The sequence below is a fragment of the Pseudomonas sp. PKS genome, from assembly GCF_051913525.1.
Lineage (GTDB): Bacteria > Pseudomonadota > Gammaproteobacteria > Pseudomonadales > Pseudomonadaceae > Aquipseudomonas > Aquipseudomonas guariconensis_D.
In genome coordinates this window covers 27793-52254 of record NZ_JBEGDO010000003.1, presented here as the reverse complement: position 1 = coordinate 52254, position 24462 = coordinate 27793, and the positions used below count along the sequence as shown (strand labels likewise).

Annotated in this window: 23 protein-coding genes; 9 read left to right on the top strand and 14 right to left on the bottom strand. The window is 64.2% G+C overall.

Translation table 11 applies throughout. From position 1 onward, the window contains the following. Nucleotides 1-60 precede the first annotated feature (60 nt). From lhpI to ABOA88_RS04275, 4 genes are all read left to right on the top strand, one after another. Nucleotides 61-999, top strand: coding sequence for a bifunctional Delta(1)-pyrroline-2-carboxylate/Delta(1)-piperideine-2-carboxylate reductase (lhpI, locus tag ABOA88_RS04290; RefSeq protein WP_367850977.1), 939 nt, complete (start codon nt 61-63; stop codon nt 997-999). 22 nt (nt 1000-1021) lie between these two features. Continuing rightward, nucleotides 1022-2029 carry a trans-3-hydroxy-L-proline dehydratase gene (gene lhpH, locus ABOA88_RS04285; protein ID WP_367850976.1) on the top strand — a complete coding sequence of 336 codons (1008 nt, stop codon included), beginning with the start codon at nt 1022-1024 and terminating at the stop codon, nt 2027-2029. A 170-nt stretch (nt 2030-2199) separates the two neighbouring features. Continuing rightward, on the top strand, nt 2200-3210 hold the full coding sequence (locus ABOA88_RS04280; RefSeq protein ID WP_367850975.1) for an aldo/keto reductase: 1011 nt from the start codon (nt 2200-2202) through the stop codon (nt 3208-3210). A gap of 237 nt (nt 3211-3447) precedes the next feature. Further along, nucleotides 3448-4233: an SDR family oxidoreductase gene (locus tag ABOA88_RS04275; protein ID WP_367850974.1), complete on the top strand. Its 786-nt coding sequence runs from the start codon at nt 3448-3450 to the stop codon at nt 4231-4233. Nucleotides 4234-4261: 28 nt separating this feature from the next. Here ABOA88_RS04275 and ABOA88_RS04270 read toward each other — a convergent pair whose 3' ends face one another. The 7 genes from ABOA88_RS04270 to ABOA88_RS04240 all read right to left on the bottom strand — a co-directional run bounded on the left by ABOA88_RS04270 (nt 4262) and on the right by ABOA88_RS04240 (nt 11353). Then, the gene (locus ABOA88_RS04270) at nt 4262-5248 is read right to left on the bottom strand and encodes a zinc-binding dehydrogenase (RefSeq protein ID WP_196168598.1); all 987 of its coding nucleotides are present in this window, start codon (nt 5246-5248) and stop codon (nt 4262-4264) included. A 136-nt stretch (nt 5249-5384) separates the two neighbouring features. Further along, a complete protein-coding gene (locus tag ABOA88_RS04265; protein WP_196168597.1) occupies nt 5385-5792 on the bottom strand; it encodes an SRPBCC family protein in 408 nt (135 codons plus the stop codon). A gap of 17 nt (nt 5793-5809) precedes the next feature. After that, entirely contained in the window at nt 5810-6607 is a 798-nt protein-coding gene (locus tag ABOA88_RS04260) for an SDR family NAD(P)-dependent oxidoreductase (RefSeq protein WP_367850973.1), read from the bottom strand. Nucleotides 6608-6702: 95 nt separating this feature from the next. Then, a complete protein-coding gene (locus ABOA88_RS04255) occupies nt 6703-7605 on the bottom strand; it encodes a LysR family transcriptional regulator (RefSeq protein ID WP_196168595.1) in 903 nt (300 codons plus the stop codon). 72 nt (nt 7606-7677) lie between these two features. Further along, nucleotides 7678-8850 (bottom strand): MFS transporter, encoded by a 1173-nt coding sequence (locus tag ABOA88_RS04250; RefSeq protein WP_196168594.1) that lies wholly within the window; start codon nt 8848-8850, stop codon nt 7678-7680. Nucleotides 8851-8977: 127 nt separating this feature from the next. Then, complete coding sequence (locus tag ABOA88_RS04245) at nt 8978-9913, bottom strand: cyclase family protein (RefSeq protein WP_196168593.1); 936 nt, start codon at nt 9911-9913, stop codon at nt 8978-8980. Nucleotides 9914-10261: 348 nt separating this feature from the next. Beyond that, nucleotides 10262-11353 carry a helix-turn-helix transcriptional regulator gene (locus ABOA88_RS04240; RefSeq protein WP_196168592.1) on the bottom strand — a complete coding sequence of 364 codons (1092 nt, stop codon included), beginning with the start codon at nt 11351-11353 and terminating at the stop codon, nt 10262-10264. Nucleotides 11354-11510: 157 nt separating this feature from the next. Between ABOA88_RS04240 and ABOA88_RS04235 the strand changes: the two genes are divergently transcribed. Beyond that, nucleotides 11511-12239, top strand: coding sequence for a hypothetical protein (locus tag ABOA88_RS04235; protein WP_367850972.1), 729 nt, complete (start codon nt 11511-11513; stop codon nt 12237-12239). Nucleotides 12240-12876: 637 nt separating this feature from the next. After that, a complete protein-coding gene (locus tag ABOA88_RS04230; protein WP_196168590.1) occupies nt 12877-14235 on the top strand; it encodes an 8-oxoguanine deaminase in 1359 nt (452 codons plus the stop codon). Nucleotides 14236-14312: 77 nt separating this feature from the next. On the opposite strand, the gene ABOA88_RS04225 is transcribed toward ABOA88_RS04230, so the two are convergent. Together ABOA88_RS04225 and ABOA88_RS04220 are read right to left on the bottom strand one after the other, a co-directional pair. Then, nucleotides 14313-15068, bottom strand: a complete 756-nt coding sequence (locus ABOA88_RS04225) for an SDR family NAD(P)-dependent oxidoreductase (protein WP_367850971.1) — start codon at nt 15066-15068, stop codon at nt 14313-14315. Next, a complete protein-coding gene (locus tag ABOA88_RS04220; protein WP_367850970.1) occupies nt 15065-15787 on the bottom strand; it encodes an EthD domain-containing protein in 723 nt (240 codons plus the stop codon). Before ABOA88_RS04220 ends, ABOA88_RS04225 begins: the two co-directional genes overlap by 4 nt. A 225-nt stretch (nt 15788-16012) precedes the next feature. Between ABOA88_RS04220 and ABOA88_RS04215 the strand changes: the two genes are divergently transcribed. Beyond that, the gene (locus ABOA88_RS04215) at nt 16013-16354 is read left to right on the top strand and encodes a tryptophan synthase subunit beta (protein ID WP_196168587.1); all 342 of its coding nucleotides are present in this window, start codon (nt 16013-16015) and stop codon (nt 16352-16354) included. A gap of 28 nt (nt 16355-16382) precedes the next feature. On the opposite strand, the gene lapD is transcribed toward ABOA88_RS04215, so the two are convergent. The 3 genes from lapD to ABOA88_RS04200 form a co-directional block, all read right to left on the bottom strand. Next, the gene (lapD, locus tag ABOA88_RS04210; RefSeq protein ID WP_367850969.1) at nt 16383-18329 is read right to left on the bottom strand and encodes a cyclic di-GMP receptor LapD; all 1947 of its coding nucleotides are present in this window, start codon (nt 18327-18329) and stop codon (nt 16383-16385) included. 9 nt (nt 18330-18338) lie between these two features. Next, the gene (gene lapG / locus ABOA88_RS04205; protein ID WP_139146797.1) at nt 18339-19016 is read right to left on the bottom strand and encodes a cysteine protease LapG; all 678 of its coding nucleotides are present in this window, start codon (nt 19014-19016) and stop codon (nt 18339-18341) included. 145 nt (nt 19017-19161) lie between these two features. Beyond that, nucleotides 19162-19332 (bottom strand): hypothetical protein, encoded by a 171-nt coding sequence (locus ABOA88_RS04200; RefSeq protein WP_167358089.1) that lies wholly within the window; start codon nt 19330-19332, stop codon nt 19162-19164. 435 nt (nt 19333-19767) lie between these two features. On the opposite strand from ABOA88_RS04200, the gene ABOA88_RS04195 reads away from it, so the two are divergent. Then, nucleotides 19768-20172, top strand: a complete 405-nt coding sequence (locus ABOA88_RS04195) for a tetratricopeptide repeat protein (RefSeq protein WP_367850968.1) — start codon at nt 19768-19770, stop codon at nt 20170-20172. A gap of 14 nt (nt 20173-20186) precedes the next feature. Here ABOA88_RS04195 and ABOA88_RS04190 read toward each other — a convergent pair whose 3' ends face one another. Then, nucleotides 20187-20633, bottom strand: coding sequence for a MaoC family dehydratase (locus ABOA88_RS04190; RefSeq protein ID WP_367850967.1), 447 nt, complete (start codon nt 20631-20633; stop codon nt 20187-20189). Between the two features lie 273 nt (nt 20634-20906). Between ABOA88_RS04190 and ABOA88_RS04185 the strand changes: the two genes are divergently transcribed. After that, on the top strand, nt 20907-21836 hold the full coding sequence (locus tag ABOA88_RS04185) for a malate dehydrogenase (RefSeq protein ID WP_196168583.1): 930 nt from the start codon (nt 20907-20909) through the stop codon (nt 21834-21836). A 38-nt stretch (nt 21837-21874) separates the two neighbouring features. On the opposite strand, the gene ABOA88_RS04180 is transcribed toward ABOA88_RS04185, so the two are convergent. Continuing rightward, nucleotides 21875-24424: an excinuclease ABC subunit A gene (locus ABOA88_RS04180; RefSeq protein WP_367850966.1), complete on the bottom strand. Its 2550-nt coding sequence runs from the start codon at nt 24422-24424 to the stop codon at nt 21875-21877. Between the last annotated feature and the right edge of the window lie 38 nt (nt 24425-24462).

Here is a 24462-nt window from a genome sequence, read left to right as displayed (position 1 = left end):
CCCCATGCCAACGCAGAGTCATCCTCTGCGCCCACGTCATTGCCCCAGGGAGTCAGACTCGTGCGTGATGCTTCCACCCCCCTGCAGACCATCATGGTTTGCGATCAAGCCCAAACCGCGGCATTGCTGGACTTCACCGAACTGATCGATGCCATCGCCCGAGCGGCCCGAGAGCTGGACACCGGTACGCTTCTGAGTCCAGAACGCATGGTCGTGCCGCTCGGGGAGGGCGGTGTATTGCTCAGCATGCCTGCCACCGCGCAGGACATCGCTATCCACAAGCTGGTCAATGTGTTGCCGGGCAACGCCCAGCGCAATCTGCCAACCATCAATGGTGTCGTCACGGTTTGCGATGCCGCCACCGGCAAGGTTGTCTGCCTGCTGGACGGCCCGGAAGTGACTGGGCGCCGCACTGCCGCCGTAACGATGCTGGCCATTCGTACCTTTCTTGAGCATGCGCCGCGTGACATCCTGCTGGTGGGTACTGGCGCTCAGTCGCGCTACCACGTCCAGGCCATTCATGCGCTGTATCCGGATGCGAAAATCTGGGTGCGTGGTCGCGACCTGTCGTCAGCCGTCACATTTTGTGATCGCAACCGCGAGCTTCATCGACACCTCGAAGGGGTCGGCAGCAGCGCGCCAGAGGTCGATGTTGTCATTACCGCCACTACCAGCACCGAGCCTGTCTATGACGAGCCGGGCAGGGTCGGGTGCTTGGTCGTCGGGGTGGGCGCCTTCAAGCCAGAGATGGCTGAGATCGGCAAGGTGACCCTGGACTCCAGCGCCATCTACGTCGACGAACCCGAGGGCGCCCGACACGAGGCAGGTGATCTGCTGCGTGCGGGTGCCGACGGCTCCAAGGTCACGTCGCTGGCCAGTGCACTCAAGGACGGCGTCGACAGGTCTCGGCCTGCCGTGTTCAAGAGTGTAGGGACCGCCGCCTGGGATTTGGCCGCCGCCCGCGTGGTCCTCGCTGCCCTGGCCAACAATCCTGTGTGATCGCATTCAAGGAGACGCATCCATGCAAATCACCCGCAGCATCAGCACCGTCGAAGTCCACACCGGTGGCGAGCCGTTCCGTATCGTGACGTCCGGCCTGCCGCGCATGCCGGGCAAAACCATCGTCGAGCGCCGCGCCTGGTTGCTGGAAAACGCCGATGACATCCGCCAGGCCTTGATGTTCGAGCCTCGCGGTCACGCTGACATGTACGGTGGCTACCTCACCGAGCCGGTTTCGCCCACGGCGGACTTCGGCATCATCTTTCTGCACAACGAGGGTTACAGCGACCACTGTGGTCACGGGACCATCGCACTGGCGACGGCAGCGGTCGAGCTGGGCTGGGTGGAGCGTACCGAACCGGAAACGCGTGTCGGCATCGATGCCCCCTGTGGCTTCATAGAAGCGTTCGTGAAGTGGGATGGCAAGCACGCCAACGGCGTACGCTTCATCAACGTGCCGTCGTTCATCTACAAGCGCGATGTGACCGTCACGACCCCAAGCTTCGGTGAGGTCACAGGGGACATCGCCTACGGTGGCGCCTTCTACTTCTACACCAGCGGCGCGCCGCATGGCCTGGAGATCCGCGAGTCCTCGGTGGAGACGCTCAAGCAGTTCGGCGCGCAAGTGAAGCAGGCGGCCAACGCTGCATTCGCTGTGGTGCATCCGGACATCCCGGAAATCAACCATATCTACGGCACCATCATCGATGGCGCACCGCGTTTCGCTGAGTCCACCCAGGCCAACTGCTGCATCTTCGCCGACCGCGAAGTGGACCGTTCGCCGACCGGTTCAGGCACCAGTGGCCGGGTCGCGCAGCTCTATCTGCGCGGGCTGCTGGGCAAGGACGAGGTATTGATCAACGAGTCGGTGATCGGTTCGGTATTCACCGCCAAGGTCATCAGGGAAACCACTGTGGGCGACATTCCAGCGGTGATTCCTGAAGTATCGGGCAACGCTTACATCTGTGGTTTCTGCAACTGGATCATCGATGATCGCGATCCGCAGAAGCACGGCTTCCTTGTTCGGTAATCAAAGGGGCAGAGGAGGTCGCTTTACTGGGCACCTCTTAGCCTCCACCTGGTTGATGCATTAGCGGTCTAAAGTCTGTCTAATTATGACTTGGACGGTCTTGATGGGTGAGACATAGGATGACGGCCACTGGAGTTCACAACTGACTCCCCTCATCAGGAAAAGCATCAATGAACCTCAAATCGCTTATCGCCAATCCACTGGGCTTCGGCACCGCGCCGCTGGGCAACATGTTCCGTAACGTACCGCAGGACGAGGTGCATGCCACTGTCGATGCCGCCTGGAACAACGGCGTGCGTTACTTCGATACCGCGCCGTTCTACGGCGCCGGTCTCTCCGAATCGCGTCTGGGCGATGCCTTGGCCGGTCGTCCACGTGACGAGTACGTGCTCAGCAGCAAGGTCGGCCGGATCATCCTCGATGAACTGGAAGACCCCACCAGCCGCGAGCTGGGCGAGAAGAGCGGCCTGTTCGAACACGGCAATCGCAACCGCATCGTCAACGACTACAGTGCCGATGCCACCCTGCGCTCGGTCGAAGACAGCCTGCGCCGCCTGAAGACCGACCGCCTGGACATCGTCTGGATTCACGACATCGCCCAGGACTTCTACGGTGATGAGTGGCTGGAGCGTTTCGAGACGGCCCGCAAAGGCGCCTTCCGCGTCCTCACCCGTCTGCGTGAAGAGGGCGTGATCAAGGCCTGGGGCTTGGGTGTGAATCGCGTCGAACCGATCGAGCTGACCCTCGATCTGGACGAGCCGCAACCCGATGGCTTCCTGCTCGCCGGCCGTTACTCGCTGCTCGATCATGACCGCGCTCTGCAACGTGTCATGCTGCAGGCGGTCGAGCAGGGTGTTGGCATCGTCGTCGGCGGTCCCTACAGCTCTGGCGTGACCGCCGGTGGCGAGCACTTCGAGTACCAGAAAGCCACTCCAGCGGTACTGGCCAAGCTCGAGCGTATCCGTGCAGTGGCGCGTGCCCATGGCGTCGACGTCAAGGCCGCCGCCCTGCAGTTCGCCCTGGCTCACCCGGCTGTGGTCGCGGTCATCCCCGGCTCCACCCGCGTGGCGCATGCAAACGAAGACCATGCCGCGCTGAGCGCCGTGATTCCGGCGGCGTTCTGGAACGACTTGCGTCAACAAGGCCTGATCAACGCCCTGGCACCGGTTCCGGCCGCCTGAGCATGACGGGGCAGGGCTGCGCCGCAGCCCTGCCTGCATCCGCGCCGCGCTTGGCCGATGGGGCACGCGCGGCGTTTTCATGCGTTGAGCTTGCCGCGCGTTGTAACTCGTCGTCCTCTCGGGGGCTGGCTTGGAGCGTTGTAATGCCAGGATGGCCCGTGCAGGCGCTGCTTTCATAGGGGGAAGCGTGCTTGCGCGCGTGGTAATGTCCAACGCATCAATCAACGAGGAGCCAACATGGATCTAGGTATCAAGGGCCGCTGGGCCATCGTCTGCGCCGCCAGCCAAGGGTTGGGCAAAGGCTGCGCCGAGGCCCTGGGTGGCGAGGGCGTCAACCTGGTGATCAACGCCCGCACCGCCACCACCCTGGAGCAGACGGCCGCTGAACTGCGCAGCCGCTTCCCGGGCATCGAAGTCCGCACGGTCGCTGGCGATGTGGCCGAGCCTGCGGTGCGCGAAGCCCTGCTCAGCGCTTGCCCGCAGGTCGATATCCTGGTCAACAACGCCGGTGGCCCACCACCAGGCGATTTCCGGAACTGGGATCGGGAAGACTGGCTCAAGGCCCTGGACGCCAACATGCTCACGCCCATCGAGCTGATCAAGGCCGTGGTCGATGGCATGGCCGAGCGCGGCTTTGGCCGGGTGGTGAACATCACCTCGGGCGCGGTGAAAGCGCCGATCGATATCCTGGGGCTGTCCAATGGTGCGCGCAGCGGCCTGACCGGTTTCATCGCAGGGCTCGCCCGTCAGCAGCGTCTGGCCGGGCGCAACGTGACCCTGAACAACCTGCTGCCAGGCGCCTTCGATACTGCCCGTCTGCAAAAGACGCTGCATGCGGCGAGCCAGGCCAGCGGCGACTTGCAGGCAACCACCCAGGCACGTCGCCAGGCAATACCGGCGGCGCGGTTCGGCGATGCCAAGGAGTTCGGGGCGTACTGCGCCTTCCTGTGCAGTGTCCACGGTGGCTACATCACCGGGCAGAACCTGCTGATCGACGGCGGGGCCTACCCGGGCACTTTCTGACCTTGCACGCCTGGGCGAGGCGGCTGGATCACCCCAGCCGCGTCACCCACTTGCCCGATGCATGGCCTTCCTTGAGTTGACGCAATGCACTCGGCAGCGCATCAAAGGCAAAGTCCAGGCGCTGCGGCATCACCAGCCGGCCCTCGGCGACCATTTGCAGCAAACGCTCCCCTTCGACCTTCAACGCCTGGCGATCGAGCAGTCGACCGTGGGCGTGGATGCTGTTGAGCGCGACTTCATGCAACGAGATCGCCGTGCTGAAGGCGGGTAGGGGGGCGGTTTCCTGGCGGTCCTGGATGCACACCAGATGGCCATTGTAGCCAAGCAGGTAGGCCAGGCTCGCCGCATGCGCGCCGCTGACGGTATCGAACAGTGCATGCAGCGGGCGTTCGCCCAAGGCGGCTTGCAGGTGTGTCTGCCAGTCACGGGCGCGGTAGTCGAATACACCGACCACGCCCAGTTGCTTGAGGCGGTCGTGGTGTTTCTCGCCGGCGCTGGCCCATACGCGCAGACCGCGCTGCACGGCGAGTTGAACAAGGTAGAAACCCACCGCACCACCCGCGCCCACCACCAGCACATCACGTGAGGCGCCATCGGCGACTTTGGCCAAGGCTTGCCAGGCCGTGAGGGCCGGGCAGGGGATGGCGGCTGCGGCGGCATCGTCGAGGTTGGCGGGGATGTGCATCACCAGCGTTGCGTCGAGCAGGCAGTACTGGGCAAAGCTGCCATCACGGGACAGCGACTGGTGATAGGCGACACGGGTGCCCAAGGGCAGGTCGACACCTTCGCCGACGGCGGCAACGAGGCCGGCACCGTCGACGCCGGGCACGGTGCCCTGGCGCCAATCGGCATGGCCCCATTCGCAGATCTTCCAGTCCACCGGGTTCAGGGCGATGGCACGGTTGGCCACCAGCACTTGACCGGGGCCGGGTTGGGGGAGGGGTTTGTCGATGAGCTCAAGGCCGTCCAGGCCGGCGCCCGGGGTCCAACCCCAGGCTCGATGCGTGGTGGACATGGGGAGTCCTCTTGGGGGAAGAAGGGGGAGGGTAGCGAGGTGTTGCGAGGGGAAACAGCTGTGCTGGCGCAAAGGCCTGTTGACCTGCGGTCAACAATGACGAAGGGCCGCTGCGTGGCGGCCCCTTGTGTTCATCTCAGCCCAGGGTCTTGGCCAGGGCTTGCAGGCCACCTTCGTAGATGCCGGTGAACAGTGCGATGGCTTCTTCGTCGCTCACCCCAACCGGGGTGAACTCGCCGAGCCATTCCACCAGGCTGCCCTGGCCGTCGGCCTTGACCCGCAGGGTCGACAGGTAGCCGGTTACCGGGAACGGGCTGGTGAGGATCGAGTAGCTGTAGCTGCGCTGTCGTTCATCGAAGGCCATCAGACGCTCGATGATGGTATTGCCATCCGGGTCTTTCAGCGAGCGCACGCGGCCGCCTTCGCTGGAGAGGCTTTCAGGGATGAATGGCAGCCAGTCGGGCAGGCTGTCGAAGCCGCCGATCAGGGCCCAGACGTGGTCAGGGCTGTGGTGGGTTTTCAAGGATGCGTAGGCGTTGGCCATGGATTCTCCGGTTGAATTCAGATCGCGAGGCTGTCGACCACACCGCCGTCGACCCGCAGGGCCGCGCCGGTGGTGGCGGAGGAGTAGGGGGATGCGAGGTACACCACCAGGTGAGCGACTTCGTCCACCTCGGCGGCGCGTTGAATGATCGAGCTCGGGCGAGCGGTGCGCACGAAGTTGTCTGCTTCTTCACGAATGCTGCGGCCGGACACCTTGGCTGCTTCAGCCACCAGGGCGGCAACGCCGTCGGTGAGCGTCGGGCCGGGCAATACCGCGTTGACGGTGACGCCCGTGCCGGCCAGGCGTTTGGCCAGGCCGTGGGAGACGGCGAGGTTGGCGGCCTTGGTCACGCCGTAGTTGATCATGTCGGCCGGGATGGCAATGCCGGACTCCGAGGAGATGAACAAGATCCGCCCCCAGCCTTTGTGGACCATGCCCGGTGCGTAGTGTCGAGCCAGGCGCACGCCGGACAGTACGTTGGTGTCGTAGAAGCGGTTCCACTCGCTGTCGGGGACATCGAAGAAGTCGACGTCATCGTAGATGCCCAGGTTGTTGACCAGGATGTCGGCGCTAGGGTGGGCGTCGAACAGGGCTTGGGCGCCTTCGGCGGTGCCCAGGTCGGCCACCACGCCGTGGACCTGGCCCCGGCCACCTTGGGCGTGCAGTTCAGCCAGGGCGGCGTCGACCGACTTCTGGCTACGGCCGGCGATGACCACGTCGGCATGGGCGCGGGCCAAGCCGCGGGCGATGGCCAGACCAATACCGCCGGTCGAGCCGCTGATGATGGCGGTGCGTCCGCCGAGGTCGATGTTCATGGAATGGCTCCTGTGGATGAGTGGCATCGATGGGAGCCATGCTAGTGCTGCCTGGTTAGACTGTAAAAGACGTAATTCGACTTAGTTAAGACCTATTAGGTCTCTTCTGCCAGCGCCAGCACCCGCTCCCGGAACACGCTCACGATAGGCCGCAGGTCTACGCGGTGCCAGGCTGCCCACAACTGCACGCAGGGGCTGAACCATGGCAGCTTGCGCAGCACAACGGTGGAGCCTGCGCTGGTGGACAGGCTGCTCTGGACCATCGCCAGGCCCAGCCCGGCGGACACCAGCCCGAGCACGCTCAGCGGGTCGTTGGCCTCCAGCGACAAGCGCGGGGTGAAGCCTGCGTCGGCGCAGCGGGCGATGAAATCGTCGCGTTTGTTGATCTGGTCAGGCTGGCCGCCAGTGATGATCCATTCCTGCTCATGCAGGTCGGCGGGCGTGAGTTCGGCCTTGATGGCCAAGGGGTGCTCGGCGGGAATGGCCAGCAGCAGAGGGTCGTCCAGCACGGGGTGGCCACGCAGGTCGGGGTCGGAGCTGGGCGGGGGCTCGCAGACCAGGGCGATGTCCAGGCTGCGCTGGCGCAGGCCTTCGAACTGCTCGCGCGGGGTCATGTTGTAGAGGGCGATATGGATGTTCGGGCGTTCGCTGCGGATGGCCCGCACCGCGCCGGGCAGCACGCCGGCGTGGATGGCGTGGTTGACGTAGCCGATGCACAGGCCGCCTTCCTCGCCCCGGCCCAGTCGCTTGCCCAGCGACTCCAGGCGTTCGGCGTGCTTGAGCAGGCCGCGGGCTTCGGACAGGAAGGTGCGGCCGTCGGCGGTCAGGTACAGGCGCTGATTGCGCCGCTCGAACAGGGCAAGGCCCAGGTTGTCTTCGAGCTGGGCGATCTGCCGGCTCAGGGGGGATTGTGAAATGTGTAGCTGCTCGGCTGCGCGTCCAACGTTCTCGCATTCGGCGACAGCGACGAAGTAGCGCAACTGACGTAGATCTTGCATGAGACCTCCAAGGGAACTGCCCAAAGTTTTACGCGGACAGCTCGGCCTTGGCTAGCCTTCCTGGCGGGCGCACTACACCGTCTCGCCCACGGCCCTGGCGGCGACCTTGCCGCGTCCGCCCAGCCAGACCAGCAGCAGGCCGCCTGCCGCCAGCATGCCGCCGGCGACCGGTACCGCGGCGTAGCCCAGGTCCAGGCTGATGACCGCGCCACCCAGTGCTGCACCCAGTGCGTTGCCGAGGTTGAAGGCGCCCACGTTGATCGACGAAGCCAGGCCCGGGGCCTCGCTGGCGGCGATCATCACGCGCATTTGCAGCGGCGGTACCACGGCGAAGGTGAACACGCCCCAGACCAGCAAGGCCAGCGCCGCGCCGACGTGGGTCCCCAGTACGAACGGCATCAGCACCATGATCAGCGCCAGCACACCGAGGAAGAGACGTGCCGAGCCGTCCAGAGACCAGTCGGCCAGGCGACCGCCCAGGCTGTTGCCCAGGGTGAAGCCCACACCGATCAGCACCAGGCCCAGGGTGACGAAACGGTCCGAGGCGCCGGTCAGTTCCGCCAGCACCGGGGCGACGTAGGTGTACAGGGTAAACATCGCGCCAGCACCGAGCACTGTGGTGGCCATGGCCAGCAGCACGTTCGGCCGGGCGATCACCGCGAGCTCCCGGCGTACATCGGGCACGCTGCCGCGCTCGCCCTTGGGCAGGGCCCACCACAGGGCGGTCATGGCAAGGATGCCGAGCAGCGCGGTGCCGGCGAAGGCCAGGCGCCAGCCGACCTGCTGGCCGATCCAGGTGGCGGCGGGGACGCCGCCGATGTTGGCGATGGTCAGGCCCATGAACATGGTGGCGATGGCGCTGGCCTGCTTCTCGCGCGGCACGACGCTGGCGGCCACCACCGCACCCAGGCCGAAGAAGGCGCCGTGGTTGAGGCTGGTGACCAGGCGCGAGGCGAGCAGCGTTCCGTAGCCCGGCGCCAGGGCCGACAGCAGGTTGCCCACGGTGAAAATGGCCATCAGCGCGATCAGTGCACCGCGCTTGCCAAAGCGGCTGAACAGCAAAGTCATGATCGGTGCGCCGACCATCACGCCGACGGCGTAGGCGGTCACCAGCATGCCGGCGCTGGGGATGCTGACATCGATGCCTTCGGCGATCACCGGCAGCAGGCCCATGGGGGTGAATTCGGTGGTGCCGATACCAAAGGCCCCGATGGCCAGGGCGAACAGGACGTGTCCGGGTTTCATTGCAAATGCTCCTGGGGGGGCGAAGTGTGTGAAGGTGAGGCGCAGTATGGCCATGGCCGGCAGGCCGATTAAGTCACGACTGCGCCAAGGACTTTTGATTTGAAAACAACGATCGCCTGGGCGGCGATCAGTGGATGGCCACCGGATTGACGTTGACCTGGGTCGAACCCTTGTACAGCGGCTGGCCCAACACGAAGAGGAACTCGAAGGCCTTGTCACGCACCAAGGCGCGGGTGTCGATCAACTCCAGGTTGTAGATGCCGCGTTTGGCCAGCATGAACTGGTTGACCGGGAACTCTTCGCCCGTGGGGTTGGGGTAGACCTCCGAGGCCCAAGTGTCACCGCCAAAGGCGACGATGCCCTGGTCGGCGAGCCACTGGGCTGCTGGCAGGTCGATGCCGGGCTCGGTGGCGAGGAACTGCTGGTTGTCCTTGCCGATCAGCTCCAGCCAGCCGGTGTTGAACAGCACCACATCGCCCGTGCGCAGGGTGATGTCTTGTTTCTTCAGCACGGCCTTGATGTCGTTCACGGTGAACGATGTGCCACCGGGCACGACGGCCTTGCCGTAGTAGGCGGTCATGTCCAGCACCACGCCGCGGGTCACCATGGGCGGTACTTTCTCCACACCGAGCTTGGTCACACCCTCGACGGTGACGAAGTCCGCTGCCTTGTTGCCGTTGTAGTAGACGTTGTCGATACCGATATGGCCGATGCCGTTGAGCTGGGTGCCGACCCCGGTCCAGCCGTTGACCAGTTCATCGTTGAAGCTGAACTTGTTCTTGCCCAGTGTCTGGCCGGCTTGTTCGCCGGGCTGGATGTTGTAGAGGTGGAAGCTGCGATGGCGGAAGGCGGGCAGGTCCTTGCTCACGGGCACGGCCAGGGAGTAGGTCTTGCCGGTCTTGACCAGGCCCACGGCCTGCTGGACCACCTCGGGGGTGAGCAGGTTGGCGGCGCCGATTTCATCCTGCTTGCCGTAAGGCGAATCCTGCCAGTCGGCGGCCAGGGTAGCTTGGGCGGTGGCGGCCAGGGCGGCGGCGAGCAGCAGGGGTTTGAAGTCGTTCATCCGGGTTCTCCTGAACGGGAAGTGAGTCAGGCCCGGATTCTGGGCGGGGACAAGGGCGAGAAAAAGCGGCGGGCGGGACAATGACTTTTGCGTGCGGGTCAAGGGAACGGTGGCCTAGGGGAGTACAGTACCGTCGACTCCACCGCCGAGCAGATGCACGCCAGCGTGAAGGGCGCGCAGCAGTCAGCCAGCCGCATTGGCCTGGCGCGAACACATTTCAAATAGCCCCTAATAACCGCCATATCAGCCAGATCCACGGCGATGGGGCGGGCGGGGTGACTCGCCCTGTCGGGGGATAGCTGCGAGACAGCATCCCTGGTGAAATATGGGGCGAGCCCTCAATGGCTGTCACAGTTGGGTCCGTACCAGAAGGTTGACCAGTTCTGCCTGGCGCTCGGTATTCGTCTTGCGAAACAGTGCACGCAATTGGGTACGCACCGTATTGATGGAGAGGTTGAGAACGCTCGCGCAGTGTTCAGGCGCAAGCCCCTGGCCGAGCAGCTCGGCAAGCCGTCGCTCAGCAGGGCTCAATTGAAAAATCTCCGCTAGCAGATGACTTTGCAAGGTATTGTCCAGGTAGGCGATCAGTACAAGCGGCTGTTGCATCTGATGGTTGAAGGGGGCATCGGCGCTCACCGGTACGATCAAGATCTCTTTGTCCGTGCCTGAGAGGCGCAGCCGGCTGGCGTGCCGGGCCCCGGTCTTGCCCGAAGCTTTCAGCCTGTGATGAACCAGGCGGGCGTCATCCCGGTGGGCATGCAGACGGCCACCCCGCTCATAGAGTTCGAAGGCGCTCCTGCGCATCACTCGTTCGGCAGCAGCATTGCTGTACACCACCCGCCCATCCTCATCCAGCAGCCAAAGTGGCGTCGGGTGGCGGTCGAGCAAAAGGTTGCGCTTGTTCAGTTCAAACTCAAGCGCGCTGAACTTGAAGTGAATACTCGTCGCCCGCAGCAGGTGGGGTGTTACACGGTCCAGCAGGAGGACCTGCTGCTGGGTGGGCATACGAGCATCTTTGTTGATCACCAGCGAGAGAAAGGCTTCGGCGCTCTGATGTTTATGTATTTTCATGGCCGAGACGTTTTTCATGCCATACGGCAATTTGTATTCCTGGTAATAAGGATCTCGCCGGATGTCGTCCGCCCCACGTTCCTGGAAGTCGTGGTACCACGATCCCGTCGCTCTATGTTTCATCACGAAACGTGTGGGGTCCATGTTGCAGTAATAGGTGTTGTAATCGTCAGCGGCACGGGGATCAAGTTGGTAGAAACTGGAGACCTGGCCGCCGTCATGCTTTTGATCCCAGAGCAGCAATGCCCCTTGTTGGCGCCCCGTCGCCTGCGCGAGCCTGCCGAGCAGTTTCGACCAAGCCTGCTCATCCAGGGCGGCCTCATAGCACAGGTTTACCAGTTCATCGTAGAGCTGCTCCAAACCGCGCATTCAGCCTCCGGATGCCGCTGAACAATAGGGCGTGATAGACGCAGTATGGCAGAACGCCGCTGGGCCACCCTCGGCGTGTTTCATTCATTTGAATGATGACGCTTCGACAGGGCCTGACTAACACTGATCTCGAGATCAGCCAACGCCCGAGAATAATATGAACATTGCAAAGAACGTATCCGGTGTATTGATGCTTCCACTATTGGCGAGCGTGTCGGGGTGCATGACGGGAGAAATGCTGAAGTCCTCTGGGAAACTGTATGAAGATGGGCATTATGTAACGGGTACGACAATGGGGCTGATGGCGGTGGTTGTCGGTCCGATCATTGATGTGGTGACCTTGGGGGGGACACTGAATTCGCCCGAGAAAGCGACATCCGCCTACTCCTATGCCTTGCCGGTTGCCGTCGCTGCAGCCAATAGCAGCGGTACCAGCAGTCAACCTACGACGGCCACCTATCAAACGTCGCCTGCCCCGTCTTACACCTCCCAGGCCACGGCCAATACTCAGTCACACACCTTTGAACCTTCGACGCAAAGGGGTGAGCAAGACCATGTCCAGGCGAAACAAGATCCCTTTGTCTATGCCGAGTCCGTGAATAGCTGTCTGGTCGTGGAAAAAAATCCTGCGGGTCCCACACGTCGCAGGGTTCGTAATGCCTGCACGTTCACGATCGATGTGACCTACTGTGATATCACCGATGCGGGGAATGAGTGCCAACGGCGTCTTTGGAAACGGGTGATTCTGCGTTCGGGGGCGACGGACTTTTTGTTCGCCACCAACAAGGAGATGAAGTATGTCGCTTGTAGAGAGCCTTTCTCTGCAGGCGGAACGATGCGCTATGCGTCAGGGCAGGTCAGTGGCACCTGCAGAGACGTGCGGTGAGGTGGGGGCTGTCACGATCTGGCAGCACGGAGGAGGTTTCGACAGGCTTTGGCACAGGCTGCATAGGCGTTGCTCTTTACGAAATGCAGCCCCTCGGCCTCCCATCAAACACAGCGGTGTCGCATGGTCACAGCCCATTCATGCAATGCCGATGATCGCAGCCATTCGGGGGGAGAAGTGAATTATGTATACAAGAATTAAAAGTTCTGTTTACATTGCCCGACGCCTACGACATCGGTAATCGCCGGTGCGTATTGCGACGGTCTCAAACCATGCAGCACCCACAACGGCTCGCTCCCCTCGAGCGTCACCCACGAATGTCGTTCAACGTTGACAGTGGCTTCAGCGGCCCCCTGAGCGACGCATTCGTCTTTGCTCCATTCGCCCTGCACACCCTCCAGAACATGCCCGACCCCTTGGTGGTGGCAGGGGCGGTGTCGACTTCAATGCCCCTGAACGTGCGCCGTTGCGCAGGCAGGTCGAGGCCATCCGCCCGGACCGCCGCTGGACGCGCGCGCCGGTAGCCGTCAGACAGCCGTTCTGCGCATGTCGTCCCTTGTCAGGACTTCACCGGCATTGACGCCGGGTGCCTATGAAAACCAAGTTGAATGCAACTCCAAGCGGGAGAGGAACACGTATGCCCAAGACATTGTTGGTCAAGAACGCCGAACTTCTGGTGACGATGGATGGTGAGCGCCGGGAGATCAGACGCGGTGGCCTGTACATCGAAGACAATGTGATCAAGCAGGTCGGCCCCAGCGAAACGCTGCCGCAAACTGCTGACGAGATTCTGGACATGACCGGAAAAGTGGTCATCCCAGGTTTGGTCAATACCCATCACCACATGTATCAAAGCCTCACCCGCGTGGTTCCGGCGGCGCAGGATGGCGAGCTGTTCAACTGGTTGACCAACCTGTATCCGATCTGGGCGCGGCTGACGCCTGAAATGATTTCGGTGTCGACCCAGACCGCGATGGCGGAGTTGATACTGTCTGGCTGCACCACCTCCAGCGACCACCTCTATATCTATCCCAACGGCTGCAAGCTCGACGACAGCATTCATGCCGCCAAGGAAATCGGCATGCGTTTCCATGCGGCACGCGGCAGCATGAGCGTGGGTCGCAGCCAGGGGGGCTTGCCGCCCGATTCGGTGGTGGAAAAGGAAAGCGACATCCTCAAGGAGTCCCAGCGCCTGATCGAGGACTACCATGACGCCAGCCATGGTTCGATGCTGCGTGTTGTCGTTGCGCCGTGCTCGCCGTTCTCGGTGAGCCGCGACTTGATGCGCGAGGCTGCGGTGCTTGCGCGTGAGTACGGTGTCTCGTTGCACACGCATCTGGCCGAAAACGTCAACGACATCGCCTACAGCCGTGAGAAGTTCGGCATGACCCCCGCCGAGTACGCCGAAGACCTGGGTTGGGTCGGCCACGATGTGTGGCACGCCCACTGCGTCCAGCTCGACCAGCACGGCATAGAACTGTTCGCCCGCACCGGAACGGGGGTGGCCCACTGCCCTTGTTCGAACATGCGCCTGGCTTCGGGCATCGCGCCGATCCGCAAGATGCGTGATCACGGTGTGCCGGTGGGCCTGGGTGTGGATGGTTCGGCATCCAACGATGGCGCCAGCATGATTGGCGAGGTCCGTCAGGCGCTGCTGTTGCAGCGTGTCGGTTTCGGTCCCGATGCGATGACCGCTCGCGAGGCATTGGAAATCGCCACCCTGGGCGGCGCCAAGGTGCTCAACCGTGACGACATCGGTGCCCTGGCGCCCGGGATGTCTGCCGACTTCGTCGCCTTCGACCTCGGCCATGTGGCCTACGCCGGCGCCCTGCACGATCCGCTGGCGGCGTTGGTGTTCTGCACCCCAACCCACGTCGACACCAGCGTGATCAATGGCAAGGTGGTGGTCAAAGGTGGCCGTATCACGACCGTCGATCTGCCGCGGGTACTGGAGCGTCACAACCAGTTGGCCCGTCAATTGGTCATCGGCGAATGAGGGTGATTGATCGCCTTGGCCGTTGAACTGTATGTCAAGAAAGCCCGCAGGATGCGGGCTTTTTCATGCCTCTGTACTCAGCCCCAGAACGCCTGCCCGCCATCGAGCGGCAGGGTGGCGCCGGTCAAATACCCCGCGTCGTCGCTGACCAGCCATGCCACGGTTCGGCCTATATCGTTTTCGCAATCCCCGACCCGGCGCAGCGGGATGCCCTGCAAGAAGGCCTGGGCTTCTTCCGGGTTTGCCTGCATCCAGCCCTTGAGGCCTGGGGACAAGGCGTGGGGCGCGATCACGTTGACGCGGATACCATCAGGCCCCCATTCGCACGCCGCCGCGCGGCTGAGGCAACGGATGGCTTCCTTGGCCGCCGCGTAGGCGCCGTAGCCGGAGGCGTCCCAGCGCACCGCGGCGGAGGAGGCCAGGTTGACCACCACGCCATCACCGCGCAGGTACGGGTAGCTGGCGCGCATCAGGCGCAGCGTGGCCAGGGGGCCTGAGTCCATGCCCTGCGCGAAGTCCTCGTCACTGACGTCCAGCAACCGACCCAAGGGCACGATCTGGGCGTTGTTGACCAGGATGTCGAGCCCGCCGAAGGCCTCCACCACGTGGGCCACGCAGCGCTCGATGTCCTGCTTCTGGGTGACGTCGCAGACCACCGCCAGCGCCTCGCCACCGCGCGCGCGGATCTGCGCGCAGGTCGCTTCCAAGGGGGCCAGCGTGCGTCCTGCGACGGCCACCCGCGCGCCTTCGGCGCACAACGCCAGGGCAATACCTTGGCCTACACCCTGGCCGCCGCCGGTGACCAGGGCTGTCTTGCCGGTAAGACGTTTCATGCGAGGAACTCCAGTGACAGGGGGTATTGGCTGGTGGGCAGTACGCCCAACTGGTCGAAATCGATGAAGCGCTGGCAGCTGTCCATCATCAGCGCCAGGTTGTGCTGGAACTTCGCCTCATCGCCCGGCGCATCGAAGAACGCCTGCGGATCGTCCATGGCAGCCGGTGGGAAGCATTCCTCGACGATGGCTGCCAGCGGCGTGGAGCCAGGGGTGAGCACCTGCACCACCAGGTTTTGCACGTACTGGAAGTTGTCCTGGGTATCGATGGCTATCCGTGTGTGGTGGTTTTGCCAGACCTCGAGCCAGGCCTCGTGGCTCAAGCGCGCCGGCCGTTGCAGGAAGGCCAGTTGCGAAAAGCCGTGGGTGCGCTGGCCGGGGCTGGCGGGGAATCGCGTGTTGCGGATGGGCACCGACTCGCAGACCAGGTACCCCGCAATGCGCGAACAAATCGCCTGCAAGGCCTCGTCGAATGGGCGGCGGAATTCACCGACGGCGCTGTCCAGCCAGAAGCTGAGCACGGCCTGGGGCAGGAGGGGGCCTGCCTGTGTCTGGCGCAAGCCGTTGGCGGCGCTCACGTCGGCGTCGGCCAGGTTCAGCTGCAGGTGCCGGGCGCCAAGGGTTTGCAGGCGGTCGGCGAGGGGGCCGCTCAATTGCTGTGAGAACGAATCGAACGTGTCGTGCTCGGGTTGCCAAAGCAGGTAGATGACTTTCTGCACGGAGCGCTCCTTGACACAAGGCGTGGGTGTGAGATGACCGTGGCCATGGTTGATCGGCGCCGCTGCAGAGGAATCCTCCAAACGGACTATCCCGCGATAATGAACAGGCTCGCCTTACTTGTTGCCGGGCGATCTTTGCCTATGCTGCGTAGCGAGGGTCTGTATGAAATGTATTCGCGCAGAGGCCAGACAAGGCGAAACCAACACGTCACGAGGGTCTATACCATGTATTACGTGCAACGCGATGCCGCAGGCCAACTGTTGCGGGTCGAAGCCGCTCCCTACGCCGGCTACACGGAAATACTCCCCGCCGACCATGGCGAAATCCAGGCCTGGCTCGCGGACGATGTGGTGGAAAACAGCCTTCGCCAGCTCAAGCAGAGCGACCTGGACATGATCCGTGTGCTTGAAGACCTGATCGATGTGCTGACCACCAAGGGCGTGATCAGCATCACCGACCTGCCGCCGGACGCTCAGTCCAAACTGCTCAACCGCTCCTCGGCGCGCAAGGCGCTCGGCAGCCTGAACAACCTGATCGAGGAAGACGAGGGCGGTGGCCTGATCTGACCCCGCCCGGCCCGCGGCGGCGCTAATGTCAGCGCCAGGGCGTAGGCTCGCCTACCAGCCGCCCTTGTACCCCCTGCACGCCCATTTCGCGCAGTACGTTCAATTCCCCTTCGGACTCGACCCGCTCGGCAATCAGCGGCAGGTCGATGCTGTGCGCCGCCCGTTGAATGGCCTCGATGAACAGGCGTTTATGCTGCTCCTGATCGATGTGGCGAATATGGCTACCGTCGATCTTCAGGTAGGCAAGTCCGAGGTTTTCCAGGTTGCCGATCATGCTGAAGCGTCCGCCGAAGCGCTGCAGCGCCAGGCCAACGCCCAACTCGCGCAGGCGTCGGGTCAAGTGCTCGAGCGAGGCCTGCTGGGGCAGTTGTTCTTCGCCGATTTCCAGGGTCAGCCGCGCGGCCAATGCGCGATGGTGGCCGAGTTGTTCGTAGACCTGGCGCATCGCGCCGTCATCGGCCAGGGTGGCGGCCGAGAGGTTCAGTGCCAGGGAGGCATCGTGGCCTTCGAGATGCTCGAGGACCTTCTCCAGCATCAACAGGTCCAGCCGCGGCATCCAGCCGAAACGCTCGAGCCAGGGCAGGAAGCGACCCGCCGCCAACGGCTCGCCCTGATCATCGTGCAGGCGGGAAATGACTTTGTAATGCAGGATCCGGCTCGGCACCTGACAATCGACCACCGGCTGGAAGAACAGCTCGAACAGCCCCCGGTCCAGGGCCAGGTCGAGCCGCGAGTGCCAGGCATTCTGGCTGTCGGGTGCCTGCGTCGCGGCGCTGCGTTCCAGGCACACCCAGCTCGGTGCGCCCTGGTGCTCGGCGCGCGCCAGGGCTTCATCGGCCAGCTTGAGCAGTGCGTCGGGCTCATCGCCTGGCGTATAGGGGGCAAGGCCCATGCGGGCCACCGGACTGACATCGCTGGCCTCGGTCTGGTGCAGGCTGTGCAAGGCTCGCTCCAATGCCTGGGCCAGGTGCACGGATTGCTCGAAGTCCAGGCCCGGCGCCAGTACGGCGAACTCGCCGCCACGGCTGCGCGCGATCAGGTCGCGGGTCTGGGGATGGGAGGCGCAGGCGCGGCGCAGCTGTTCGGCCACCGCCTGGATCAACTGATCGGTACGTTGCCCGCCCAGGCGCGCGTTGAGGCCGGCCAGGTCCTGGAGGCGCAGCAGCAACAGGTAGCCGGCTCGGGCGTCCTCGACGTTGCTGACCTGGTCGTTGAGCTGCATCTCGAAGTAACGCCGGTTGGCCAGGCCAGTGAGGCTGTCCTGATACGACTCGGCACGCAGCTGCTCGCTGCGCTCGGCCTGCTCGTGGAACAGCGCCTTGAGCTTCTCGACCATCTGGTTCATGGCCTGCACCACGCGGCGCAGTTCGGGCGTGCGGGGCAGATCCGGCAGGCTGAGAAACTCCCGGCGGGCGATGGCATGGGATTGGGCAACCATGTAATCGAGCGGACGCAATTGGCGGCGCAGCAGCAGGGCGCCCAACACGGCGCTCAAGGCCCCACACAGCAGCAGCCAGCCCAGGCTGCCCAGGGCGCCTTGCCAGAGCTTGGCCAGGGCGAACATCGGGTGGCTGACCACCTCGACCCGTGCCGCCTGCTGCCAACCACGGCTGACGATAGCGTCCGCGCCGGCGGCCTGCAGTCCCGCCAGGCGAATGAACCAGGCGGGCACGCCGTTGCTGTCGGGTTCGGCGTGGCGCTCCACGAGCACGGCGTTGGACGCCAGGTCGATGACCTTGATGCTGGCGTAGTACCCGCTGTCAAACAGCGAGCTCACCATCAGCTCGACCATGGCCGGGTCGTCGATGTTCGGCGTCAGCGACAGGGCCAATGCAGTGGCACCGTCCTGGGCATGAGAGCGCAGCTGGTTCACGTACTGGCTACGCGAGCTTTCCAGGCTGACCATGAAGCTGCCGGTGAAGGCAACCACCAGGAACAGGCAAATGGCGAACAGCAATTGTTTGAACAGTGACATCTGCGCTCCTTAGTAGACCGGTTCGGCCGGGAAGCCTTCGGCCTGCATCTTTTTCAGCACGTCCTGCCAGCGCGACAGCCGTTTGGTATCGCCGACTTTCTTGTTCCCCGAGGCGCCGGTCAGCCAGAGGCCTTCACCGTTGAAGGCGTAGACCGGCAACAGGTCGGTGCGCTCGCCCGCCGGCTTGATCGCGTCCATCAGGCTGTCGAGCACCAGCGGTTGGGCCTGTGGGGTCGAATAATAGGTCAGGACCATGTGCGCCCTGTTCTGGCGCAGGGCTTTGACGTAGGTGATGCGCAGCTTCTCGCTGGGTATGCCCATGCGCCGCAGGCTGAAGTACTTGGCGATAGCGTAGTCCTCGCAATCGCCTGCGCCCTTGATCAGTGACTGGATCGGGGTAGCCCAGTAATCGACGTCGCGCCACAGGTCGATGTCTTCGACGTAGCGCAACTGCTGGTTGAAGAAGAGATTGACCTGCCGCAGCCGTTCCAGCTCGCTGCCTTGTTGCTGGGTGGCGAGCAACTGCTGCCAGGCATCGATGCGCGCCTGGCCTGGGCCTAGAGGGCCATAGAGGGCCTGGGCCCGTCGGCTGATCTGCGAGAAATCCCAATCGGCGCGTAGGCTGCCCAGCAGCACAAGCGCCAGCAGGACGGCGAGGCCGAGACGCCACACGACGGTTTCGAGCATCCTGGGTTTCGCCACTGCTAAGGCCTATTGAGTACCGATCCTTGACAACCGTGGTGCTGTCGTCCGGGAAAAGCGCAGGGCAAGTCACTGCCCGGCGACAACGAGCAGTGTAGATGATCGGCGCCCAGGTATGGCCACGCGCCAGCTATGCAATGAAGTCCGATTCGGCGGGCGGCTCTGCCCGTGCATCCTGCTGAATCGTGCCATGCACGGCAATGCCACACACACCGCACAAGCCAACGCTGGCAAGCACGATGTCGCCCAGGATCATGCCGACGATCAAGAGCAGCAGGCTGGCGCGAAAGAGGGTGGTCATGACTGCCTCCATGGCAATTGACGTGGGGATGGTGCTAACCATAACGCCTTTGGATCCCAGGATGCAGCCAGGTTGTTGGCAGACGGCAGGCTTTCCATCGGAATTGGCCGATTGGTCCTGTCCGGGGGCAGGGGCCTGAGGGCCGATGTCCGATGTTGGACTGGACAATGCGCCGAAAGAAATGGTCAGCGCACTGTTGTACCTCAGCATGGCTGAGGCGAGCCTTGGGATGAGGCGAAGGCGGCGAATCGGACCGGGCAACGCGGAACTTCAAGCGGCGGGCCCGGTCGATAGCATCCCTGCCTTTCGAGCAAGGGCCCAGCCAACCTGGACGGCTGCAAACCTGCCCATCGCGTGGCAGTCCACCTGGTCTTGTCGAGTTCGTTTCCGATGCCAAGCACGCCTGTATGGTTGGCTTTATGCCTGTGTCTGACGGTGATCGTATCCCAGTGTGCCATGGCTGGCGGCCGTGCCACTCAAGCCCGTAGCAACAACGCCTCCACCGCGTTGATCGAAGCCGCCTCGCAGCAATATGCAGACGGTCATCTGGACCAGGCGGCGGCGACATTGGAGCGCGCGCTGCACATTCAGCCGAACAATCCCGCCACCTTGCATTACCTGGGTGTGTTGCGCCTGCAGCAGGGGCAATACCAGCAGGCCGAGACGCTGGCGGCCCGCTCCAACGTTCGTGTGGGCGCCAATCGTGCGCTGTACGCTCGCAATCTTCAGCTGATAACGGCGGCCCGCAACGCTCAGCGCTCAGGCGCAATGCCTGCAGCGATCAAGGACTCCGAGCGGGCCAGCGGCATGATCACCGCCGAACAACTCATCCGCTACTGACCCCGGCAGGGCGCCTAGGCCTCTCGGGTAAAGCACAGCACTTTGCTCGTCATGCGCTGCAAGGTTTCGCCCCGCTGGTTGGACGTGATGCATTCGACCACCACCATGCCGCGGTCGCGCCGGGTGCGCGAGGGGGTGATGCTCACGATCGTGCTCTGTACACGCAGCCGGTCGCCCGCTCGGGTCGGCTGTGGCCAGGAAACCTCGGCAGTGGCACCGATCACGCCGCGGGCCAGGGGCAGGCTGCTCACCAACAGCTTCATGGTCAGCGCACTGGTCTGCCAGCCGCTGGCGGCCAACCCTTCGAAGAACGTGTCCTTGGCGAGGCTTTCGTCCAGGTGAAACGGCTGCGGATCGTACTCACGGGCAAAGCGGATGATCTGTTCGGCATCCAGGCAGTGCTCGCCGCTGGTGAAGGTATCACCTACGGCCAGGTCCTCCAGATAGATCGGGTCGGTCATGTCAGGCTCCTCGCGGGGCAGAGGCCGGGAGCGGCACGCTGCGCTCGGCTCATCAAACTCGATCGTGTGGCCTTGTTCAAGTAGGCCGACGCCAGATGTAGCGGCGCCGGAAACCGCCAAGCAAAACCTTGACCTGACTCGAGCTTCACTCCCGCTATCGACCACCCCCCATGCGGCCTTGCGTCGTGAAAGCACTGCGAGGCCTTCGGCAGGGCCGATACTGCTGGTATCGGCGGCGTCTGGCTGGTGGCGCAGGCCGCGAGGAGGTGTGAGGTGAACAAATTATCCATAGTGGGTGCCGGTATGGTGGGTGAGGCGGCGGCGCAGATCATCGCCCGGGAGGAGTTCTGCCGTGAATTGACGTTGATCGATGTGCAGGGGGACATGGCGCAGGGCAAGGCACTGGATGTCTGGCAGGCAGCCGTCGAGTCCGGTTCCGATACCCGGGTCTACGGAGGGGGCGATGCCCAGTTACTGCAGGGTTCCGACCTGGTGGTGATCACCGCGGGCGTGCCGCGCAAGCCGGGCCAGTCGCGTCAGGATGTACTGAGCATCAACCTGCCGATACTCGACGGCATCATGCGGGACATCAACCGGCATGCCCCGTCGGCGATCGTACTGGTGGTGTCGAACCCGGTCGATGTGCTCACCTACCGGGCCTGGAGCCTCAGTGAGCTGGGCCGCGACAAGGTGTTCGGGCAGGCCGGGGTGCTGGATACCGCGCGGATGAAGTGCTTCATTGCCGAGCAGACAGGCTTTTCTGCCCGGGATATCGCGGCGCTGGTGCTGGGAGGGCATGGCGATAGCATGGTGCCGCTGATGCGCTACTGCACCGTCGGCTCGGTGCCGCTTTCGCACTTCTTGTCCACTGAGCAGATCGAGCGGATCGTGCAGCGCACGCGTCAGGGGGGCGGCGAGATCCTGGGCCTGAAGAAGGTGGGGAGCGCCTGCGACGCACCGGGCGTGGCAATCGCCCAGATGGTGGATGCGATTGCCAACAGGCGAAACCGCATTCTGCCGGCGGTCGCGATCCTCGAAGGCGAGTACGGGCGCAGGGACATTGCCATGGGGGTGCCTTGCGTGCTGGGAGAACAAGGGCTGACGCGGGTGATCGAACTGCCCCTGGATGCGCAGGAGCAAACGATGTTCGACCACTCTGCCGACCAGGTGGCGCGTGACATTGGCGAAATGAAAGCGATGTGAGCACGTACCCTGTAGGCGCGCGTTTGCCCGCAACGCCCTCAGGCGTGCCCGCGGGCCAACGCCTGTGCGAGATAGGGCGCGGTGCGGCTGCCCTGAGCCTGGGCAACCTCGGCGGCGGTGCCGGTCGCGACGACCCGGCCCCCGGCCTGGCCCGCCCCAGGTCCAATGTCGATCACCCAGTCGGCCTGGGCCACCATGCGCATGTCGTGCTCGATCATCACCACGCTGTTGCCAGCATCGACCAGCTGTTGCAACTGCGCCATCAGCCGGTCGGCATCGGCCACATGCAGGCCGGTGGTCGGCTCGTCGAGCACGTACAGCGTGCGGCCACGCTGGCTGCGCTGCAGCTCGGTGGCCAGCTTGATGCGCTGCGCCTCGCCGCCGGACAGCTCGGTGGCCGGCTGGCCCAGGCGCAGGTAACCCAGGCCGATCTCGCGCAGCACCTGCAGCGAGCGCGATACTGCTTGCTCGTCGGCGAAGAAGTCGCAGGCTTCTTCTACGGTCATGCGCAGCACGTCGGCGATGTTGCGGCCATTCCAGTGCACCGCGAGGGTGTCCGCGTTGTAGCGGGCGCCGTGACAGGCGGGGCAAGGGGCATAGACGCTGGGCATGAACAGCAGCTCGACGCTGACAAAGCCTTCGCCTTCGCAGGTGTCGCAACGCCCCTTGGCCACGTTGAACGAGAAACGCCCCGCGTCGTAGCGGCGCTTGCGGGCTTCGGCGGTCGCGGCGAACAGTTTGCGCACGGGGTCGAACAGCCCGGTATAGGTCGCCAGGTTGGAGCGAGGCGTGCGGCCGATCGGCTTTTGGTCCACCTGTACGACCCGTTGCACGGCCTGCACATCGCCGCCCAGGTGACCGCCGGTGCGCTCGATGATCGTCGGGCCTTCGGCGCTGGCGTCGCTGTCTTGCTCCTCAGGTTCGTGCCCCAGGTGCAGCAGCATCAGCTCGGGCAGGGCCTGGGCGATCAGGCTCGACTTGCCGGAGCCGGAGATACCGGTGACCGCCGTGAGCACACCCAGCGGCACGCGCGCGTCCACGCCGTGCAGGTTGTGGCGTCGAATGGCGTTCAGCTCCAGCCAGCCGGAGGGTGTGCGGGCGCGACTGCGGGGGGCGGGCAGTTGGTCGAACAGGTAGCGGGCGGTGTGCGACTCGGCCACCTCGCGCAGGCCCTCCGGGGCACCGCTGTAGAGCACGCGGCCGCCGCGTTCGCCGGCATCGGGACCGACATCCACCAGCCATTGGGCGCGGCGCATCAGTTCCAGGTCATGCTCGACCACGAACACTGAGTTGCCGGCGTCGCGCAGGCGGTCGAGGGCGTCGTAAAGCGCCTGGCTGTCGGAAGGGTGCAGGCCGGCCGAAGGCTCGTCGAGCACATAGACTACGCCGAACAACAGGGCGCTCAGTTGCGTGGCCAGGCGCAGTCGCTGAAGCTCGCCGGTCGACAGTGTCGGCGTGGCGCGCTCCAGGGTGAGGTAGCCAAGGCCCAGCTGTTGCAGGGTGTGCAGGCGCGCCAGCACCCCTTCGGCCAAGCGCTGCGCGGCCAGCTGTTTTTCGCTCGAGCGGGTGTCCTGGGCATCGACCTGGCCTCGGCTGACCGGTTCGAGCAAGGCCACGACCTGGTCCAGCGGCATCTGTGCGAGGGTGCCGATGTCCACCCCGCAGAACGTCACCGACAATGCCTCTGGCTTCAGGCGCTTGCCGTTACATGCTGGGCAGAGGCGACCTTCCATGAAGCGCGACACACGCTTGCGCATCAACGCGCTCTGAGTGTTGGCGAACGTGTGCAGCACATAACGCCGGGCACCGGTGAACGTGCCCATGTAGCTGGGCTCGAGCTTGCGTTTGAGGGCGGTGCGGGTTTCGGCGGGCGTGAGGCCTGCATAGACCGGCACCGTGGGCGCCTCCTCGGTGAACAGGATCCAGTCGCGGTCTTCCTGCGGCAGGTCCTTCCAAGGCCTGTCGACGTCGTAGCCCAGGGTGACCAGGATGTCGCGCAGGTTCTGCCCATGCCAGGCCGGAGGCCAGGCGGCGATGGCCCGGTCGCGGATGCTCAAGGTTGGGTCGGGGACCAGGCTCGCCTCGCTGACTTCATAGACATGCCCCAGGCCATGGCACGCCGGGCAGGCCCCTTGCGGTGTATTGGCCGAGAAGTCCTCGGCATACAGCATCGGCTGGCCGCTGGGGTAGGTGCCAGCGCGCGAGTACAGCATGCGCACCAGGCTGGACAGGTTGGTCACGCTGCCGACCGAGGAGCGGGCGTTGCTCGCGCCGCGCTGTTGTTGCAGCGCCACGGCCGGGGGCAATCCGTCGATCGCGTCGACATCCGGCACGCCCACCTGGTCGATCAGTCGCCGGGCGTAAGGCGCCACGGACTCGAAGTAGCGGCGCTGCGCTTCGGCATACAGGGTGCCGAAGGCCAGCGATGACTTGCCGGAGCCGGAAACGCCGGAAAACACCACCAGCGCATCGCGGGGTATGGCAACCTCCACGTCCTTGAGGTTGTGTTCGCGCGCGCCGCGCACCACCACATAGCCGTCTTCGGTCTCGAGGTGGGCGCGGTCGGTCGGGGAGGGGGTGCGTGTCATGGGTGGGCGGCTCGATGGCTGGCAAAAGGCTTACGGTA

What these genes read in the sequence shown, in the direction of transcription:
- ABOA88_RS04275 (WP_367850974.1), top strand. Translation starts at nt 3,448, where the DNA reads ATGGATCTAGGTATCAAGGGCCGCTGGGCCATCGTCTGCGCCGCCAGC.
- ABOA88_RS04265 (WP_196168597.1), bottom strand. Translation starts at nt 5,792, where the DNA reads ATGGCCAACGCCTACGCATCCTTGAAAACCCACCACAGCCCTGACCAC.
- ABOA88_RS04230 (WP_196168590.1), top strand. Translation starts at nt 12,877, where the DNA reads ATGCCCAAGACATTGTTGGTCAAGAACGCCGAACTTCTGGTGACGATG.
- ABOA88_RS04200 (WP_167358089.1), bottom strand. Translation starts at nt 19,332, where the DNA reads ATGACCACCCTCTTTCGCGCCAGCCTGCTGCTCTTGATCGTCGGCATG.
- ABOA88_RS04240 (WP_196168592.1), bottom strand. Translation starts at nt 11,353, where the DNA reads ATGCGCGGTTTGGAGCAGCTCTACGATGAACTGGTAAACCTGTGCTAT.
- lapG (WP_139146797.1), bottom strand. Translation starts at nt 19,016, where the DNA reads ATGCTCGAAACCGTCGTGTGGCGTCTCGGCCTCGCCGTCCTGCTGGCG.
- ABOA88_RS04225 (WP_367850971.1), bottom strand. Translation starts at nt 15,068, where the DNA reads ATGAAACGTCTTACCGGCAAGACAGCCCTGGTCACCGGCGGCGGCCAG.
- ABOA88_RS04190 (WP_367850967.1), bottom strand. Translation starts at nt 20,633, where the DNA reads ATGACCGACCCGATCTATCTGGAGGACCTGGCCGTAGGTGATACCTTC.
- ABOA88_RS04280 (WP_367850975.1), top strand. Translation starts at nt 2,200, where the DNA reads ATGAACCTCAAATCGCTTATCGCCAATCCACTGGGCTTCGGCACCGCG.
- ABOA88_RS04255 (WP_196168595.1), bottom strand. Translation starts at nt 7,605, where the DNA reads ATGCAAGATCTACGTCAGTTGCGCTACTTCGTCGCTGTCGCCGAATGC.
- ABOA88_RS04260 (WP_367850973.1), bottom strand. Translation starts at nt 6,607, where the DNA reads ATGAACATCGACCTCGGCGGACGCACCGCCATCATCAGCGGCTCGACC.
- ABOA88_RS04245 (WP_196168593.1), bottom strand. Translation starts at nt 9,913, where the DNA reads ATGAACGACTTCAAACCCCTGCTGCTCGCCGCCGCCCTGGCCGCCACC.
- ABOA88_RS04235 (WP_367850972.1), top strand. Translation starts at nt 11,511, where the DNA reads ATGAACATTGCAAAGAACGTATCCGGTGTATTGATGCTTCCACTATTG.
- ABOA88_RS04270 (WP_196168598.1), bottom strand. Translation starts at nt 5,248, where the DNA reads ATGTCCACCACGCATCGAGCCTGGGGTTGGACCCCGGGCGCCGGCCTG.
- ABOA88_RS04215 (WP_196168587.1), top strand. Translation starts at nt 16,013, where the DNA reads ATGTATTACGTGCAACGCGATGCCGCAGGCCAACTGTTGCGGGTCGAA.
- lhpH (WP_367850976.1), top strand. Translation starts at nt 1,022, where the DNA reads ATGCAAATCACCCGCAGCATCAGCACCGTCGAAGTCCACACCGGTGGC.
- ABOA88_RS04250 (WP_196168594.1), bottom strand. Translation starts at nt 8,850, where the DNA reads ATGAAACCCGGACACGTCCTGTTCGCCCTGGCCATCGGGGCCTTTGGT.
- lapD (WP_367850969.1), bottom strand. Translation starts at nt 18,329, where the DNA reads ATGTCACTGTTCAAACAATTGCTGTTCGCCATTTGCCTGTTCCTGGTG.
- ABOA88_RS04180 (WP_367850966.1), bottom strand. Translation starts at nt 24,424, where the DNA reads ATGACACGCACCCCCTCCCCGACCGACCGCGCCCACCTCGAGACCGAA.